Genomic DNA, 17,023 nt, shown 5'->3' on the forward strand with positions numbered 1-17,023 from the left:
AGGCGACACCGGTCATGAGCACGCGGGAGAACACGGCCAAGCGACTCGAACGGGCGATGGGGACGCTCGGCACGGCCACGGTGACGGCGATGGAGGAGCGCCTCCCGTGGTTCCGGCGCATGTCGGCGGAGGACCGCTCCTGGATCGGGCTGGTCGCCCAGGCGGGCGTCGCCGCGTTCGTCGAATGGTTCCAGCATCCCGAGCGCGGATCGGCCCCGACCATTGAGATCTTCGGTACGGCTCCGCGGGAGCTGACCCGTTCGGTGACCCTGCAGCAGACGGTGGAGTTCGTCCGGGTCGCGGTGGAGTCGGTCGAGGCGCGGGTGGACGAGCTGGCCGCGCCCGGCGGTGAGGAGGAGCTCCGCGCCGCCATCCTCGCCTACAGCCGGGATCTGGCTTTCGCGGCGGCGCGGGTGTACGCGGAGGTCGCCGAGGCCAGGGGGGCCTGGGACGCCCGGCTTGAGGCGCTCATCGTGGACGCGCTGGTCCGGGGCGAGGTGGACGACGGCCTGCACTCCTGGGCGGCGGCGCTGGGCTGGACGTCGACCTCGGTCACGGTGGTGGTGGGCCAGGCTCCCGAGGGGGACCCCAAGTCGGTGATCGACGGCTTCCGCGACCTGGGACGGCGCGTCGGGCAGGACATGCTCGCGGGGATCCAGGCGGGCCGGCTCATCGTCATCGTCGGCGGCGCCGAGGGCCCGGCGCACGCCGCGCGGCACGTGGTGGGCAGGTTCGGCACGGGCCCGGTGGTGCTGGGCCCCGAGGTCTCCACGCTGCAGGCGGCGACCCGCTCGGCCCGCGCCGCCCTCGCGGGGCTGCGCGCGGCACCGGCCTGGCCGGACGCCCCCCGCCCGGTGCTCGCGGACGACCTGCTGGCGGAGCGGGCGCTGGCCGGGGACGAGGACGCCCGGGAGCAGCTGATCGAGCACGTCTACCGTCCGCTGGCCGGCACCCCGCTGCTGGAGACGCTGACGACGTATCTGGAGCAGGGCACGTCGCTGGAGGCGACCGCCCGGCTGCTGTTCGTGCACCCGAACACGGTGCGGTACCGGCTCCGCAAGGTGGCGGAGCTGACCGGCTACCAACCGGCGGACGGGCGGGCCGCGTTCACGCTACAGGTGGGTTTGGTGCTTGGGCGGTTGAGTGAGGCATCTATCACGATGCGTGGATGATGCTAGGCATTGACCGGCAAACTTGTATGGGGCCTACAAAAGTAGATAGCCAAAGTTCGTGCGTATCCCCATCAGTGTGGTGAAGTCCTACAGGGCAAGGTGGGTTGTGTGCTTGTCATCGTCGCTCCGGGCCAAGGCGCCCAGACCCCGGGCTTTCTCGCTCCCTGGCTTGAGCTGCCCGGCCTGCGAGACCTGCTGGCCACGTGGTCGGACATCGTCGAACTCGATCTGATCAGGTACGGCACCGTCGCGGACGCCGAGGAGATCCGTGACACCGCGGTGGCCCAGCCGCTCCTGGTGGCCGCGGGGCTCGCCGCGGCGGATGCGATCTTCGGCCGCGTCGAGGACGCCGCGGACGTCGTACAGATCGCCGCGGGACACAGCGTCGGTGAGATCACCGCGTCCGTGCTCGCCGGGGTGCTCACCCCGGCCGAAGCCCTCACCCTCGTCCGGGAGCGGGGCCGGGCCATGGCCAGGGCCGCGGCCGTCTCCGAAACCGGGATGACGGCGATCATCGGGGGCGACGAGGCGGAGGTGCTCACCGAGCTCCGGCGGCACGGCCTCACCCCCGCCAACATGAACGGTTCCGGCCAGATCGTGGCCGGTGGGACACTGGCCCAGCTGGCCGCGCTCGCCGAGTCCCCGCCGCCGAAGGCGAGGCTGCGCCCCCTGGCGGTGGCCGGGGCGTTCCACACGACGCACATGTCGCCGGCCGTCGAGCACCTGCGGGGGTTCTCGGGCGAGGTCAACCCGGGGAACCCCAGGACCCGCCTGCTCTCCAACGCCGATGGAGCCGTGGTCGAGAGCGGCGTCGAGTTCCACGAGCGGCTCATCACCCAGGTCTCGAACCCCGTGCGGTGGGATTCCTGCATGGCGACCATGTCGGAGCTGGGGGTGAGCGCGGTCATCGAACTGCCCCCCGCGGGAACCCTCGTCGGCATCGCCCGGCGCGCCCTGCCCGGCGTCGAGACCCTCGCGGTCAAGACCCCCGACGACATCGGGGCGGCCAGGGCGCTGATCGCCACGCACGCGACGGCGGCGCACACGCCGGAGTGGCGCCTGATCGTCGCCCCGCTCGCCGGGACGTTCCACGTGAACACCGAGGTCAAGGAGATCGCCGCCGGAGACGTCGTCGGCAGCGTCACGGCGCGTCGCGACGAGCATCCGGTGACCGTCCCCTTCCCCGCACGGGTGATCGAATGGTTGGCCGAGAACGGAGACCCGGTGGCTGCCGGTCAGCCTCTGATCCGTCTAGAGGTAGAGGGGTAGTGGCGTGCTGAAACTACCGGCGGGCTCCCCGGGCGCCCGAATCCTGGCGTTCGGGCACTATCAGCCGAGCAACGTCGTCACCAACGACGATCTGGCGAAGACCATCGAGACCAACGACGAGTGGGTGCGGAGCCGGGTCGGCATCGCCGAGCGGCGGGTCGCCGGCCCCGAGGAGACCGAGATCGACCTGGCCGTGCAGGCCGGCGGCAAGGCCCTCGCCGCCAGCGGGCTCTCCCCCGGGGACATCGACCTGGTGATCGTCGCCACCTGCACGCTGGAGGCCCAGATCCCCAACGGCGCGGGGCGGGTCGCCCACCGGCTCGGCATCTCGGCGCCCGGCGCGTTCGACGTCAACGCGGCGTGCTCGGGTTTCTCCTACGCGCTGGCGAACGCCAACGACGCGATCCGGGCCGGTTCGGCGACCAACGTCCTGGTCGTCGGCGTGGAGAAGCTCTCCCAGTGGGTCGACTGGACGGACCGCACCACCGCCGTGATCTTCGCGGACGGAGCGGGCGCGGCCGTGGTGGTGCCCTCCCCGACCCCGGGGATCGGCCCGGTGGTGTGGGGCAGCGCCGGGGACAAGGCCGACGCCATCCAGATCAAGGATCGCGACTCCTTCCTCCAGCAGGAGGGCCAGACGGTCTTCCGCTGGGCCACCACCGCCCTGCACCCGGTCGCCAGGGAGGCCTGCGCCCGCGCCGGGGTGGACCCCGCCGAGCTCGCCGCCTTCGTTCCGCATCAGGCGAACCTGCGTATCGTGGAGGCGATCGCCCGTAAGATCGGTGCGGACAACGCGGTCGTCGCCAAGGACATCGTCCTGGCCGGCAACACCTCGGCGGCCTCGATCCCCCTCGCCCTCTCCCGCATGATCGAGCGCGGTGAGGTGCCCTCGGGCGGGCTGGCGCTGCTGCTTGGTTTCGGAGCCGGCTTGACGTACGCGGGACAGGTCATCGAGATCCCGTAGAACTTGTACGGCTCGCTGCCCGTACAGAAACCGAAAGATCAGACAAAGGAGCACGAACGATATGGCCACCACAGAGCTGGAGATCCTCAACGGTCTCGGCAAGATCATCAACGAGATCACCGGCATCCCCGCCTCCGAGGTCACCCCGGAGAAGAGCTTCGTCGACCACCTGGACATCGACTCGCTGTCCATGGTCGAGATCGCCGTGGCGGCGCAGGACGAGTTCGGCGTCGAGATCCCCGACGACCAGCTCAAGCACCTGAAGACCGTCAAGGACGTCATCAACTTCATCCAGAACTGAACAATCCGCGAGGAGAAGCACCATCATGAGCACTGACCGGGTACGTGTGGTCGTCACCGGGCTCGGCGCGACGACGCCCCTCGGTGGAGACGTGGCCTCAACCTGGTCGGGGCTTGTGGCCGGGCGTTCGGGAGTCCGTCCGCTGAACCAGGAGTGGATCGACGTCCTGCCGGTCGGCTTCGCGGCCCCCGCCGCCGTGGATCCGACCGAGGTCCTGCCCCGGCCGGAGGCGCGACGGCTGGATCGAGCCGAACAGTTCGCGCTGGTCGCGGCGCGCGAGGCATGGCGGGACGCCGGTTCACCCGAGGTCGACGCCGACCGTCTCGGCGTGGTCGTCGGCAGCGGCATCGGCGGCATCACCACCGTGCTCTCCGCCTACGACACCTTCAAGGAGAAGGGGTGGCAGCGGCTCTCGCCGTTCACCATCCCCATGCTGATGCCGAACGGCGCCGCCGGCTGGGTCGGGCTGGAGGTCGGCGCCAAGGCCGGGGTGCACTCGACCGTGAGCGCCTGCGCGACCGGGGCCGAGTCCATCGGCTACGCCCTGGAGATGATCCGCTCAGGCCGCGCCGACATCGTCGTGGCCGGCGGCACCGAGGCGGCCATCCACCCGCTGAACCTGGCCTCCTTCGCCGCGATGCGGGCGCTGTCGACCCGCAACGACGAGCCGGAGCGCGCGTCCCGCCCCTTCGACAAGAACCGGGACGGATTCGTGCTCGGCGAGGGCTCCGGCATCATCGTCCTGGAGTCCCTTGAGCATGCGCGGGCCCGCGGCGCACGGATCTACGCCGAGGCTCTCGGCGTCGGCTACTCCGCCGACGCGCACCACATCGCCCAGCCGGAACCGGAGGGCAGGGGGATCGTGCTCGCGATGGAGCGGGCGCTGGCCAACGCCGAGATCGCTCCTTCCGAGGTGCTCCACATCAACGCGCACGCCACCTCGACCCCGGCCGGGGACGTCATGGAGGCGGTGGCGATCAAGAGCGCCATCGGCGACCACCCCGTGGTGACCGCCACCAAGTCGATGACCGGCCACCTACTGGGCGGCGCGGGCGGCGTCGAGTCGGTCGCCACGATCCTCTCCCTCGTCAACCGCCTGGTCCCGCCCACGACGAACCTCGACGATCCCGACGACGGTGTCGAGATCGACGTCGTGCGCGGCGAGGCGCGCGCCCTGCCCGAGGGCGAGATCGCCGCGATCAACAACTCCTTCGGATTCGGCGGGCACAACGTCGCGGTGGTGTTCAAGACCTTCCACTCCTAGAGGAGTCCGCAGTGACCGTGCTCGACAACCGTGCGGCGGCGACCGAGGCGGGTACCGGGGAGACGCGCGACCCGCGCGACCCCCGCACCCGGCTTGAGATCCTCTTCGACGAGGGAACGCTGCGGCTTCTCGCCCCGGCCGACCTGAGTGGCGTGCTCACCGGCGTCGGCCGCGTCGAGGGAACCCCCGTCGTGGCCTTCGCCAGCGACCCCCGGATACAGGGCGGGGCGATGGGAGCCGACGGGTGCGAGCACATCGTCCACGCCTACGACACCGCGGTCCGGGAGCGGGTGCCGATCGTCGGGCTCTGGCACTCGGGCGGCGCCCGGCTCGCCGAGGGCGTGGAGAGCCTGCACAGCGTGGGCCGGGTCTTCGCCGCCATGACCCGGGCCTCCGGGGTGGTACCGCAGATCTCGGTGGTGTTCGGCCCGGCGGCCGGCGGCGCCGCGTACGGTCCCGCGCTCACCGACCTCGTGATCCTCTCCGAGCAGGGCAGGATCTTCGTCACCGGCCCCGACGTGGTCCGCTCGGTCACCGGTGAGGAGGTCACCATGGCCCGGCTGGGCGGCCCGGAGCCACACAGCCGCCGCAGCGGTGTCGTCCACGTGGTGACCCCGGGCGACGACGAGGCGTTCGCCGTCGCCCGGCGCCTGTCGGTGCTCCTCGGCCACCAGGGCCGGGTCCGGCCGGGCGACGTCGCCGAGGTGGACTTCTCCCCGCTGCTCCCCGAGAACCCCCGCCGCGCCTACGACGTGCATCCGCTCGTCGACGGCGTGCTGGACGAGCCGGGGGTCGAACTGCACCCCAAGTGGGCGCCGAACATCGTGACCGTCCTCGGCCGGATCGGCGGCCGGACCGTCGGGGTCCTCGCCAACAACCCGATGCGGCTCGGCGGCTGCCTGGACGCCACCTCGGCGGAGAAAGCGGCTCGCTTCGTCCGGATGTGTGATGCCTTCGGAGTCCCCCTGGTGGTCGTGGTGGACGTGCCCGGCTACCTGCCGGGTGTCGGACAGGAGTGGGACGGCGTGGTACGGCGGGGCGCCAAGCTGCTCCACGCCTTCGCCGAGGCCACCGTGCCGAGGATCACGCTGGTGACCAGGAAGGCCTACGGCGGTGCCTACGTCGCGATGAACTCGCGCTCGCTCGGCGCCACCCGGGTCTTCGCCTGGCCCACGGCCGAAGTCGCCGTGATGGGCGCGGTCGCCGCGGTGCGCGTCCTGCACCGCAGGACCCTGGCCGCCGCGCCGGAGGAGGAGCGCGCCGCCCTGGAGGCCTCGCTCGCCGCGGAGCACGAGAAGGTGGCGGGCGGGCTCGACCGGGCGATCGAGCTCGGCGTGGTCGACGAGATCGTCATGCCGGAGAAGACGCGCGGGGCGATCGCCCGGGTCCTCGCCCAGACGACGCCCGCGCGGGGCGCCCACGGCAACATCCCGCTGTAGCGGCTTTCGGGGAGACCGGCCCCGTCGAACCGGTTTCGGATGACCGGTGCGCCTCCATGGCGTACCGGTCGTTTCGCGGATAGGCGTCAGACGATCCTGCTGTACGGCGGATCGCACGTCCTCACCCACGTGGTGGCGGTGGGCGTTCCGTCGCCGCTCAGCCTGGAGCGGGCCGCGTGGCCGCCGTACCGGATCCGTGTCCGTGCCGCCGCCGATGACCGGGGGTGTCCGTGTGCCGTCGGCGATCCGTCGTGGAGTGGTCGCCCGGTGACTCTTTATCGTCCGATAGAACTATTCAGGACTACATATTTCCGCATTCAACTATGCCTTTGACTCCAGGAAATCAAAGGATCGTCATGTGGTCCATTGTAAAAACCCCACCCGAGGCGACGTGATTGAAATCACTGAGATTTCAATCACCGGAAGCCCTCGCACACCTTCGAAGGGGGACGGCCGACCCGAAGGACTACGCCCTGCTTATCCCCGGTGACCGACCCAAGCCCCCTCCGATGAATTCAATCCAGATTCATACTGTTTGGGCGTTTTGTCGGATTCTTTGAATTATCTCGAATTGACACTCACCCTTGCAGCTCCCTGGAGAACTCCCCTTTAATCTGCAAAAGGTAAATATCTCTCGGGAGTCAACCGCATGCCGCCTGCCTCGCAAGCCGGGCGGATCGCCGATTCATCCCCAGCCTCACCAGGTGAGCAGGCGATCAGCCTGGTCTCACCGGACGCACCGATTCTGGAAAGCACCGTTCGCGATTTACTGACGGACGGCAGCCTCTCCGGACATCGGATCTCTATGCGGCTGCCGCTGGACGCCTCCGCCGGGCTGCTCGCGGCCCTGCTCACCGAGTCCGGCGCCGAGCTCACCGTCGGCGCCGTCCCCGCCACGACGTCCGCCGGCCCGGCGGACGGGATCGCGGCCGCGCTGAGCGCCCGAGGGGTCACGGTCTGCCGCACCCGGTCCGGCCTCACCGGCAGCCGACCCGACCTCGTCATCGACGAACGCGCCGAGCTCACCCGGGCGATGGCGGCGGAGCGCCCCGAGGACTTCGCGCGGATCCGCGGTGTGGTGGAGTGCACCGGACCCGGGACCGCCCTGCTACGGGAGCTCGACCCGCCCTTCCCGGTCCTCTCCGCCGATCCGCCCTCCGCCACCCACCCGGGGATCGCCCAAGCCGTGATCCAGACCCTGCTGCGCCGGACCAACATGGTCCTCCCCGGCAAACTGGTCGCCCTCCTCGGGTACGGCGGCGCGGGCCGATCCCTCGCCGCGGCGATCCGGGCGACGGGCGGACGGGTCGTCGTCCTGGAGGCGGACCCGCTGCTCGCGTTGGAGGCCTCGCTGGAAGGCCATCGGGTGGACGACGCCGCCGAGGGGCTGAGCCGGGCCGACGTCGTCATCACGGTGGGCCGACGGCTGTCCGTACGGCATCTGCCGCTGCTCAAGCCGGGAGCGGTCCTGGCCCGGGCCGGGGACGGGGAGATCGAGCTCGACCTCCCGGAGGGGGAGGGAATCATGAATTTTCGGATATCTCCTGATCGGGAGGTGTTTGTCATCGACGGCGGCGCTCCTCCCCCATATCCGGCCGAGAACGCCGACCTCACCCTGTCCACGATCGCCCTGGCGTGCCGGCATCTGGCGACGGCCGGACCCGAGCCGGGCGTCCGCGAGCTCCCCCGCGAGATCCACGAGACGGTCGCCAGGGCCGGGCTCACCCTCCGCGGCCTGCGCCTGGACAGCCTATGAAGTCGGAGATCCGCGATCCGTCCTGCTGGCAGCTCGGCGCCGACCGGATCGCCTGGGCCGCCCGGTGGATGCCGGCGCTGCAGGCGGTCGGCGACCGGCTCACCGACACCGGCCTCCTGCGGGACCGGACCGTCGGGCTGGTGCTGACCCTGGAGCCCAAGACCGCCAACCTCGCCCTCGTGCTCCAGGAGGCCGGGGCCCGGGTGATCGTGGTGTGCCCGGCCGCCGCGGTCACCGATGAGGTGGCGGCCGCCCTGGACCGGCGGGGCGTCACGGTGCTGGCCCGGTCCGACGCCTCCGCGTACGACGACCGCCGCTTCGCCCTGCGAATGCTCGACGCGGGGCTCGACGTCCTCGTGGACGACGGCTCCGAGGTCATCCGCCTGGCGCACGCCGAACGGCCGGGGTCGCTGCGGAACATGGCCGGGGCCGCCGAGGAGACCACGAGCGGCCTGCGCCCGCTCCGCGTGATGGAATCGCGGGGCGAACTCGCCATCCCGTGCCTGGCGGTCAACGACGCCCGGTCGAAGTACCTGTTCGACAACGTCTACGGGACGGGGCAGTCCTGCGTGATGGCGGCGCTGGACCTGTCCGGCCTGCGGATCGCCGGGAAGGTGTGCGTGGTCGCCGGATACGGCTGGGTGGGCACCGGGATAGCCCGCTGCGCCCACGCCCTCGGCGCCCGGGTGATCGTGAGCGAGGTCAACCCGTTTCAGGCCCTTCGTGCCCATCACGATGGCTTTGAGGTCCGTCCGCTGATTTCCGCCTGTGAAGATGCGGATCTAGTCTTTTCCGCCACGGGAATCGCGCATACGGTGGCTCTGGAGCACTTGATCGCGATGAAGGATTGCGCGTTCGTCGCGGTCGGCGGGGGTGTCCCCCAGGAGATCGCTCTGGCCGATCTCACGGACTCGAGCACGGAGGTCGTGAGCGTGCGTAAGAACGTCACACGCTACACCTTGCACACCGGCCGCGTCGTCCACATCCTCGCCGACGGCGAATGCGTCAACTGCGCCGCGGCCGAGGGAAACCCCATCGAGATCATGGACCTCTCGCTCGCAGTGCAGGCGCTCGCCGTCGAGCACCTGCTGCGGCACGGCGCCGAGATGCGCCCCGGCGTCCACCCGCTGCCCGAGGCGCTGGACGAACACGTCGCCCGCGTCAAACTCGACGCCCTCGGCATCCGAATCGATCGAACGACCGACCGTCAGCGCGAATTCCTGGGCAGGGGCTTGTGATCGTCGAGGTTCACAACGTAACGGTTCGCTATCAAGGCAGGGAGAAACCGGCCCTCACCTCCGTCGACCTGACCGTGGAGAGCGGCGAGCTCACCCTGGTGAGCGGCCCGTCCGGCTGCGGGAAGAGCACACTCCTGCGCCTGCTCAACGGGCTCGTCCCGCACTCCTACCGCACCACCGTCGACGGCGAGGTCCTCGTCGGCGGGAAATCCACGGCGAAACAGACCATCCGGCAGATCTCCACGGTGGTGGGGACCATGCTCCAGGATCCGCAGAAGCAGATCGTGGGCACCACCGTGGAAGCCGACATCGCCTTCGGGCTGGAGAACTCGGGCGTCGACCGCGGCTCGATCCGGCGCCGGATCGACGAGGTGGCCGACCAGGTCGGGATCGGGCATCTGCTCGGCCGCGCCTCCGCCGAGCTCAGCGGAGGAGAGCTCCAGATGGTGGCCTTCGCGGGGGTACTCGCCATGCGCCCCAAGATGATCGTCGTGGACGAGCCGCTCGCCAACCTGGACCCCCGGGCCGGATCCCGCCTCCTGCGCGCGATCCGTGCCTTCGTGGACGACGGCGGAGCCGCCGTCGTCGTGGAGCACCGGGTCGAGGAACTGCTGGAGATCCGGCCGGACACCGTCCTGTACCTGGAGGAGGGCCGGACCCAGTACTCGGGGCCGATGGAGGGATTCCTCCGCGCGGCCCCGGTCGGCCACGTCAAACTCCCCTTCGAGGTGCTCGTCTCCCGGGCCGCGGAGCTGCCCGAGCCCGTCCAGCCTCCGCCCGCGACACCGCGTCCGGGGGACGAACCCCGGCTCTCCTTCCACGACGTGGACCTGGGGTACGGATCCCGGGTCGTCCTCCGCGACGTCGGACTCGGTCTCGCCGGGCACGAGCGGGTTGCGGTCCTCGGCGCCAACGGCGCGGGCAAGTCCACCCTCCTGCGTGCCGCCGTACGGCTCGTCGAGCCGACCCGGGGCGAGGTCCGGGTGGACGGCGACCCGGTGCGGGAGCGTTCCATCCTCAGCCTCGCCACGACCTTCGGCTACGTCTTCCAAAGCCCCGGCCAGGCGTTGTTCTCCCCCACCGTGGCGGAGGAACTCGCCTTCGGGCCACGCAATCTCGGCTGGGACAAGAAGAAGATCACCGAGGTCTCCCGGACCGCGCTGGAGACGATGCTCCTCGCCGAGGAGCCGGGGATCCTCAAGCGTCCGCCGCGAACGCTCTCCTTCGGCCAGCAGCGCCGGCTGACCGTCGCCCTCGCCCTCGCCATGTGCCCGCGCACCCTCATCCTGGACGAGCCGACCGCCGGTCAGGACCTGCGCACCACGACCGAGTTCATGGCCCGGGTGAACGCGATCGACAGCGTGGAGAGCGTCTACTTCATCACCCACGACGTCGACCTCGCGCTCACCGGCGCCGACCGGATCATCGTCGTCGACCGGGGGCGGATCGTCGCCGACGCCACCCCCGTCGAGATCGCCAAGGACGAAGGGCTCTGGACGCGGTCCGCGCTCCGGGAGACCAGCCTCGTCCGGGCCGCACGAGCACACCCGCCGGGACAGCGTAGTCTCGCGCATCCGTTCGCCCTCGCACGAACCCACCACCTCGCCACCTCACCCGAAGGGAACACGCTCCGATGAGCGCCACCGACACCCCCCGTGTGCTCTCCTCCCGCATAGTCGTCTTCAGCGCCGTGGGCGCCGCACTCTACGCCGTCCTCGGACTGGTCAGCTTCGCCATCCCCGGCACCCAGCTGGTGGCGGTCCGTCCGGCCTTCGCGCTCGTCCCGTTCATCGGGAAGCGCTTCGGCCCGATCGCCGGCTTCTTCACCGGCTTCGTCGGGAACTGCATGATCGACCAGCTGCAGGGCTTCGGCTTCCTCGCCTTCTGGAACTGGAGCGTCGCCGTCGGCCTCGTGGGGGCGTTCTCCGCCGTCCTCGGCGCCAAGGCGTTGCGGCACTCCAACGAGGTGGCCCGCATCGCGCTGACCGCGGTCGGTGCGCTCGTCGCCACCGCGGCCGGCCTGCTCTTCGTCATCACCGACATGTTCATCCAGGGCATCTCATTCGAGACCTTCCTGGTGGGGAACTACTTCCCCGCGCTCATCAGCAACGGGCTCGCCGTGGTGATCCTGGTCCCGGTGCTCGACGCCGTCTGGGAGCCGCTGAGCCGCCAGGCCGGACGGTAGCCGATGGACGTCACGCCGCGTTATCTGGGAGGAGACTCGTTCCTGGGGCGTCGCGACCCGCGCGTGCTCCTCCTGGTTCCACTGCTCTACCTCGTCGCGGTGGCCGGAGTGGGGGATCTGCGCGGCGTGGCGTTCTGCGCGTTGTTCGCGTTCGTCTACTATCGCGCCGCGGGGATCCCGTGGCGCGAAGTACGGAAGAACTGGATCTTCGTCCTCGGCTTCACCGCCATCCTGGTCGTGGTCAACAGCATCCTCACCGACGCCCTGACCGTGACGGCCCGGTCGCCTGAGCTGTTCACGGTGCCGCTCACCGGAAGCGTGGTGAGCATGGCGACCCTGTCCTACTCACTGACGATCTTCATCAGATACGTCACGCTGGCCATGGTGGGATTCCCGGTCGCCTTCGCGGTCGCCCCGAACGACATGGGCGTCGCCTTCGCCCGGCTGGGGGTCCCGCAACGGCTGGCCTACGCCGTCGACCTCACCTTCCGCTTCATCCCCTCGGTCGCGGCGAGCGTGCGGGAGACGATCGACGCCCAGCGGATCCGCGGCTTCGAGCACAAGCGCAAAGGCAATCCCCTGGTACGGCTGAAGAGCCTCAAGCCGGTGGTGATCCCGGTGACGGTGAACGCCCTGGTGGAAGCGGAGGACACCGCGAACGCCATGGACCTGCGCGGGTTCGGCGGCGGACGCCGGACCTGGCTGCGCGAGTTGTCCTTCGGTCCCGCCGACTATCTGGTGGTGGCCGGTTTCCTGCTGCTCGCGGCCGGGATGACGGCGGCCGAGGTGCTCGGCTTCTCCGAGGAGGTCTGGATCCCCTGATCCCCCGTTCTCAGGTGGTGGTCCACTCGGCGCCGGCACTCGTGCCGATCACGCGGCCACCTGTTTCCGAGGGCGCGGTCGCGGTGCACGAGGGCGTCGTCCTGGCCGTCGGGCGCCGGGACGACCTGGTGCGGGACGCCGGATCCGAAGTCCGGTGGCCCGGGGTGATCCTGCCCGGCCTGGTCAACGCGCACACCCACCTCCAGTACACCGCCATGGCCGAGGTGGGGCGCCGCGCCTACGACTCCTTCGAGGAGTGGTCCACCGCCTTCGACGACGCCTATCGGGCGGCGCCGGACCCGGACTGGGCTGCCGCCGCCCTCGAGGGCGCCCGCGCCGCGCTCGAGTACGGAACCACGGCGGTGGCCGACGTGGTGACCGACCCCGCCGCCGCGGGCGCCCTGGCCGAGACGGGACTGCGGGGCGTCGTCTACCTGGAGGCGATGGGCGAGACCGACCCCACCTGGCGGAGCGCCGGGCGGGACCGTTTCACCGCCCTGCTCGACCGTACGGCCGCCTCGGGAATCTCGCCGCACGCGCCGTACACCCTCGACACGGGGGTGCTGCGGGAGCTGACGGAGCTGGCCCGTACCCGGGGCGTCCGGCTCCACCCCCATCTCGCCGAGTCGGCGCACGAGCGGGAGTACACGGTCTTCGGCACCGGGCCGCTGGCGACGATGGTCGCCGAGCTCGGGCTGGACCTGCGGATCCTGCGGGAGGCGGGAAGCGGGCTCGGACCGGCCGCGTTCCTGGACAGCCTGGGCATGCTCGGCGCGGACTGCCATGTCGCCCATGGGATCCACCTGGACGCGGGCGAGCGGCGGCTGCTGCGCGACCGGAGGGTCTCGATCGCGCTCTGCCCGCGGTCCAACGCCGTTCTCGGGCAGGGGCCGGCCCCGGTCGCCGCGCTGCTGCGCGAGCGGGGCCCCGTCGCGGTCGGCACGGACTCCCTGGCGTCGGCACCCTCGTTGGACCTGCTGGAGGACGTCCGGCTCCTGCGCGAGATCGCGGTGGCCCAGGGATACCGCGGGGCCGACCTGGACCGGCGGCTGCTCACGGCCGCGACGCGGGGCGGCGCGCAGGCGACGGGCCTGGCGGGTTCGGGATACCTCGGTCCCGGGTCGCGGGCCGATTTCGCGGTCTTCGACGTGCCCGCCGGCCCGGAGGACGTGTACCGCAGAGTGATCAACAAGGGGCGGTGCGTGGCGACGATCGTCGGCGGCCGCACCTTGGCGAAAGCTCTGATGTTTCCTGAGGCGACCCCACCGTCAACCTTTGGATGCTAACCTCTCTGCGATCTTAAATGGTGCAATTCCCTGCGAATCACCCTACGCAGTTCAAGGCGAGGTGGCATGGCTGCTCGAAGTCGGACTATTCGCTTCAGGCTCTACTCGGTACTCCTCATCCCCAGTCTTACCCTCATCGCACTATGGGGCTATGTATCGGGTTACCTGATCGGGGACGTCTTCGAGCTCCTTCGGGCGAGCGCGCTGCACACCACATACGCGGCGCCCTCGACCGACCTGGCCCTCCAGCTCCAGCGGGAACGGCTGACGAGCTCGGTCTATCTAAGCGTCCGGACCTCGGGAAACGGAGAACTCACCGAGCAGCGCGGTAAAACCGACCAATCACTGAACACATTCAGACAGCAGATCAATTCTCTTGAAGCCGAGACTTTGACGGATTCCGTCATCGTTCCCCGACTCGCCAGAATCAACGAGGAACTCGGCAAGCTCCAGCAGATCCGCGACGGAGTCGACGCCGGCAGATCCAGCCGGCTGGACGCGATCACCGGCTACAACCGGATCCTGGACGCCATCTACCGCCTCTCCGACCAGCTCGTCCTCGTCCCCGACATCGGGATCTACCAGCAGGCGCGCGGTCTTCAGCTCCTCGACCACGCCAGGGAGCAGTTCGCCCGGGAGGACGCCCTGATCTCGGGCGCCATCCGACAGGGACAGATCACCCCGGCGGAGCACCTCGCGTTCACCACGATGGTGGCCAACCGGCGCTTCCTCTACGACGAGGGCCTGGAGCAGATCGACGGCGAACTCCGCGGCCCGTGGGAGCGCCTCCTGCTGTCCAACCCCTACACCCGGCTCGCGGCACTCGAAGACAAGATCATCGCATCGCGCACCCTCCCGGCCGCCTCCTGGGGGAGCGTCACCGACCAGCTCGACTCCACGATCAACCAGATCTCGGCCGACTCCGCCAACCTGATCGCCGCCCGAGCCCAATCGGTCCCCTCCGGCGTGATCCTCCGGCTCGTCATCGCCGGCGGCATCGGCCTGATCGCGATCATCGTCGCCATCGCGATGACCGTCCGCTTCGGGCGGCGGGTGTCGACGGACCTCGCCAACCTCCGGACCTCCGCGCTCGACCTGGCCGAGGTACGGCTGCCGCGGGTCGTGGAGAAGCTCCGCACCGGCCAGCGGGTCGAGGTCGCCGCCGAGGCGCCGCCCCTCGACCTCGGCGGCATGAACGAGACCGAAGAGATCAAGGGTGTCGGCCAGGCGTTCTCCACCGTCCAGCGGACCGCCGTCGAGGCCGCCGTCGGCCAGGCCGAACTCCGCAAGGGGGTCAACCAGGTCTTCCTCAACCTGGCCCGGCGCAGCCAGACCCTCCTGCATCGCCAGCTCACCCAGCTCGACGCCATGCAGCGGCGCATCCACGAGCCCGAGACCCTGGAAGATCTCTTCCGCGTCGACCACCTCACCACCCGAATGCGGCGCCACGCGGAGAACCTGATCATTCTGTCGGGTTCGTCCCCGGGCCGGGCCTGGCGCAAGGCCGTCCCCATCCTGGACGTGGTGCGCGGCTCCATCTCCGAGGTCGAGGACTACTCCCGGGTCACCGTGCACCCGTTCCCGGCCACCCGGTTGAAGGGCCCCGCGGTCGCCGACATCACCCACCTCGTCGCCGAGCTCGTCGAGAACGCGACGATCTACTCCCCGCCCGACACCCACGCGCATGTGAGCGGCGAAGTCGTCGGCAACGGATTCGTCATCGAGATCGAGGACCGCGGGCTCGGCATCCCCAAGGAGAGACTCGCCGAGATCAACGAACGGCTCGCCACCCCCCAGGAGTTCAACCTCTCCGACAGCGACCAGATGGGGCTCTTCGTCGTCGGCCGTCTCGCGGAACGTCACGGCGTCCGCGTGATGCTTCAGCCCTCGCCCTACGGCGGAACGACCGCCATCGTGCTGCTCCCACAGACGATCTTGGAGGAGACCGAGGATGTCGCACCCGTGTTGACCACCGCGGGGGGAACGTTCACCCATCCCAAATCCGCCCCCGCGCCGAGTCCCTTCTCCGGCGAGCGGGCCTCATCCCGCGCCGACGCCCCGGTGAGCGGGCTCCCCGTCATCGGTGTGGCCGGGGACCCCGATCCCGGCGACTCCGCGGCCCTGCCCCGGCGCATCCGCCAGACCCACCTCGCGCCGCAGCTCCGCGACGGAGGAGGCACCCCGCCGCCGGCCGTCGAAGCCGACGACCCCATCCCCACTCCCGAGCAGGCCAGATCCGTCCTGACCTCCCTCGCCCGGGGACGTCGACGCCTGGAGGAGGAAGAGCGGGGGACGGAGTCGTGAGCCGACCCTCCCCCGAACCCCGACATCCGGCCCACCAGGGGGCGCGATGAGCGAGCACGAGGGCATGTGGGTCGACGAGGACGCCGGCCCCCTGGTCCGCCCGTACACACTGACCCGCGGCCGGGCCCGCCCGTCCAAGGAGATCATCGACCTCATCGCGATCGTCATCACGACAGGGGTCCTTCCGCAGGGGGCGGCGAGCCCCGAACAGCTGCACATCCTGCGCATCTGTCGGCGCGCCACCTCGCTCGCCGAGGTGGCCTCCGAGCTCGACCTGCCGCTCGGCGTGGTCCGGGTACTGGTGAGCGACCTGCACGATCAGGGCATGGTCACGGTACGGCCGCCGGCGCCCATCGCCCAGCTGCCCAGCGAGCGTATTCTGCGCGAAGTCATCAACGGGCTCCGCGCCCTGTGATCGACGCGGGAAGTCCGGCCGTGGCGTGCACGGCCGGACCGGGCGGTCAGACCGCCGCGTGCAGCCAGCGCACCGGAGCGCCTTCCCCCGCGTAGCGGAAGGACTCCAGCTCCTCGTCCCAAGGCCGGCCGAGCAGCCGGTCCAGCTCGTCCTCCAGGACGCAGCGACCCTGCGCCGCCGACGTCATGGCCGAGCGCAGCCGGTCCTCCGAGACCAGGATGTCCCCGTTGGACGACGTCATCGCGGTGAACACGCCCAGGTCGGGGGTATAGGCGTAGCGCATCCCCTCGAACTCGGCGGAGGCGTTCTCGGTCACCTCGAAACGCAGCCGCTGCCAGCCGACGAGGGCGGAGGTTATCGCGGCGGCCGTCCCCGGACGCCCCTCCCACATGACCTCGGATCGCATGGTTCCCCTCGCGGCGGACTGAGGGGTCCACAACAGATCGACTGGCACGCCGAGCACGCCTGCGACCGCCCATTCAATGTGCGGGCACAGCGCAGGCTGCGCCGAGTGGACAAACAGCACGCCACAAGCAGACACCTGACCTCCCGGAAACAACGAGGTGCGCCTTCCCCAACGTCCTCGTGCCCGGTCAATTCGGGGTATG

14 protein-coding genes and 1 pseudogene are annotated in these 17,023 nt (G+C 70.4%); 14 read left to right on the top strand and 1 reads right to left on the bottom strand.

Annotated features, from left to right (window positions below; genetic code table 11):
• The first annotated feature begins 14 nt into the window (after positions 1-14).
• The 14 genes and pseudogenes from RUR_RS27675 to RUR_RS27740 all read left to right on the top strand — a co-directional run bounded on the left by RUR_RS27675 (position 15) and on the right by RUR_RS27740 (position 16,415).
• Positions 15-1,172: a PucR family transcriptional regulator gene (locus RUR_RS27675; RefSeq protein WP_283138145.1), complete on the top strand. Its 1,158-nt coding sequence runs from the start codon at positions 15-17 to the stop codon at positions 1,170-1,172.
• A gap of 108 nt (positions 1,173-1,280) precedes the next feature.
• Positions 1,281-2,204 (top strand): annotated as a pseudogene (locus tag RUR_RS27680) (ACP S-malonyltransferase); the annotation flags it as partial.
• A 241-nt stretch (positions 2,205-2,445) separates the two neighbouring features.
• Positions 2,446-3,405, top strand: coding sequence for a beta-ketoacyl-ACP synthase III (locus tag RUR_RS27685; protein WP_428847031.1), 960 nt, complete (start codon positions 2,446-2,448; stop codon positions 3,403-3,405).
• Between the two features lie 61 nt (positions 3,406-3,466).
• On the top strand, positions 3,467-3,706 hold the full coding sequence (locus RUR_RS27690; protein WP_283138146.1) for an acyl carrier protein: 240 nt from the start codon (positions 3,467-3,469) through the stop codon (positions 3,704-3,706).
• 25 nt (positions 3,707-3,731) lie between these two features.
• The gene (gene fabF, locus RUR_RS27695; protein ID WP_283138147.1) at positions 3,732-4,970 is read left to right on the top strand and encodes a beta-ketoacyl-ACP synthase II; all 1,239 of its coding nucleotides are present in this window, start codon (positions 3,732-3,734) and stop codon (positions 4,968-4,970) included.
• A gap of 11 nt (positions 4,971-4,981) precedes the next feature.
• Positions 4,982-6,409, top strand: coding sequence for an acyl-CoA carboxylase subunit beta (locus RUR_RS27700; protein ID WP_283138148.1), 1,428 nt, complete (start codon positions 4,982-4,984; stop codon positions 6,407-6,409).
• Between the two features lie 805 nt (positions 6,410-7,214).
• Positions 7,215-8,165, top strand: a complete 951-nt coding sequence (locus RUR_RS27705; protein ID WP_283138149.1) for a Rossmann-fold NAD(P)-binding domain-containing protein — start codon at positions 7,215-7,217, stop codon at positions 8,163-8,165.
• Complete coding sequence (locus RUR_RS27710; RefSeq protein ID WP_283138150.1) at positions 8,162-9,403, top strand: adenosylhomocysteinase; 1,242 nt, start codon at positions 8,162-8,164, stop codon at positions 9,401-9,403. The genes RUR_RS27705 and RUR_RS27710 overlap by 4 nt, the downstream gene beginning before the upstream one ends.
• The gene (locus RUR_RS27715) at positions 9,400-11,040 is read left to right on the top strand and encodes an ABC transporter ATP-binding protein (protein WP_283138151.1); all 1,641 of its coding nucleotides are present in this window, start codon (positions 9,400-9,402) and stop codon (positions 11,038-11,040) included. The genes RUR_RS27710 and RUR_RS27715 overlap by 4 nt, the downstream gene beginning before the upstream one ends.
• Positions 11,037-11,588, top strand: coding sequence for an ECF transporter S component (locus tag RUR_RS27720; RefSeq protein WP_283138152.1), 552 nt, complete (start codon positions 11,037-11,039; stop codon positions 11,586-11,588). Before RUR_RS27715 ends, RUR_RS27720 begins: the two co-directional genes overlap by 4 nt.
• Before the next feature lie 3 nt (positions 11,589-11,591).
• A complete protein-coding gene (locus RUR_RS27725) occupies positions 11,592-12,410 on the top strand; it encodes an energy-coupling factor transporter transmembrane component T family protein (RefSeq protein ID WP_283138153.1) in 819 nt (272 codons plus the stop codon).
• Positions 12,411-12,424: 14 nt separating this feature from the next.
• Positions 12,425-13,696 carry an amidohydrolase family protein gene (locus RUR_RS27730; protein WP_283138154.1) on the top strand — a complete coding sequence of 424 codons (1,272 nt, stop codon included), beginning with the start codon at positions 12,425-12,427 and terminating at the stop codon, positions 13,694-13,696.
• Positions 13,697-13,762: 66 nt separating this feature from the next.
• Positions 13,763-16,000: a sensor histidine kinase gene (locus RUR_RS27735; protein ID WP_283138155.1), complete on the top strand. Its 2,238-nt coding sequence runs from the start codon at positions 13,763-13,765 to the stop codon at positions 15,998-16,000.
• A 46-nt stretch (positions 16,001-16,046) separates the two neighbouring features.
• Complete coding sequence (locus RUR_RS27740; protein WP_283138156.1) at positions 16,047-16,415, top strand: DUF742 domain-containing protein; 369 nt, start codon at positions 16,047-16,049, stop codon at positions 16,413-16,415.
• 46 nt (positions 16,416-16,461) lie between these two features.
• Here RUR_RS27740 and RUR_RS27745 read toward each other — a convergent pair whose 3' ends face one another.
• Positions 16,462-16,956: a DUF3145 domain-containing protein gene (locus RUR_RS27745; protein ID WP_283138157.1), complete on the bottom strand. Its 495-nt coding sequence runs from the start codon at positions 16,954-16,956 to the stop codon at positions 16,462-16,464.
• Positions 16,957-17,023 lie beyond the last annotated feature (67 nt).

The organism is Rhizohabitans arisaemae (genome assembly GCF_025996515.1).
GTDB classification, from domain to species: domain Bacteria; phylum Actinomycetota; class Actinomycetes; order Streptosporangiales; family Streptosporangiaceae; genus Rhizohabitans; species Rhizohabitans arisaemae.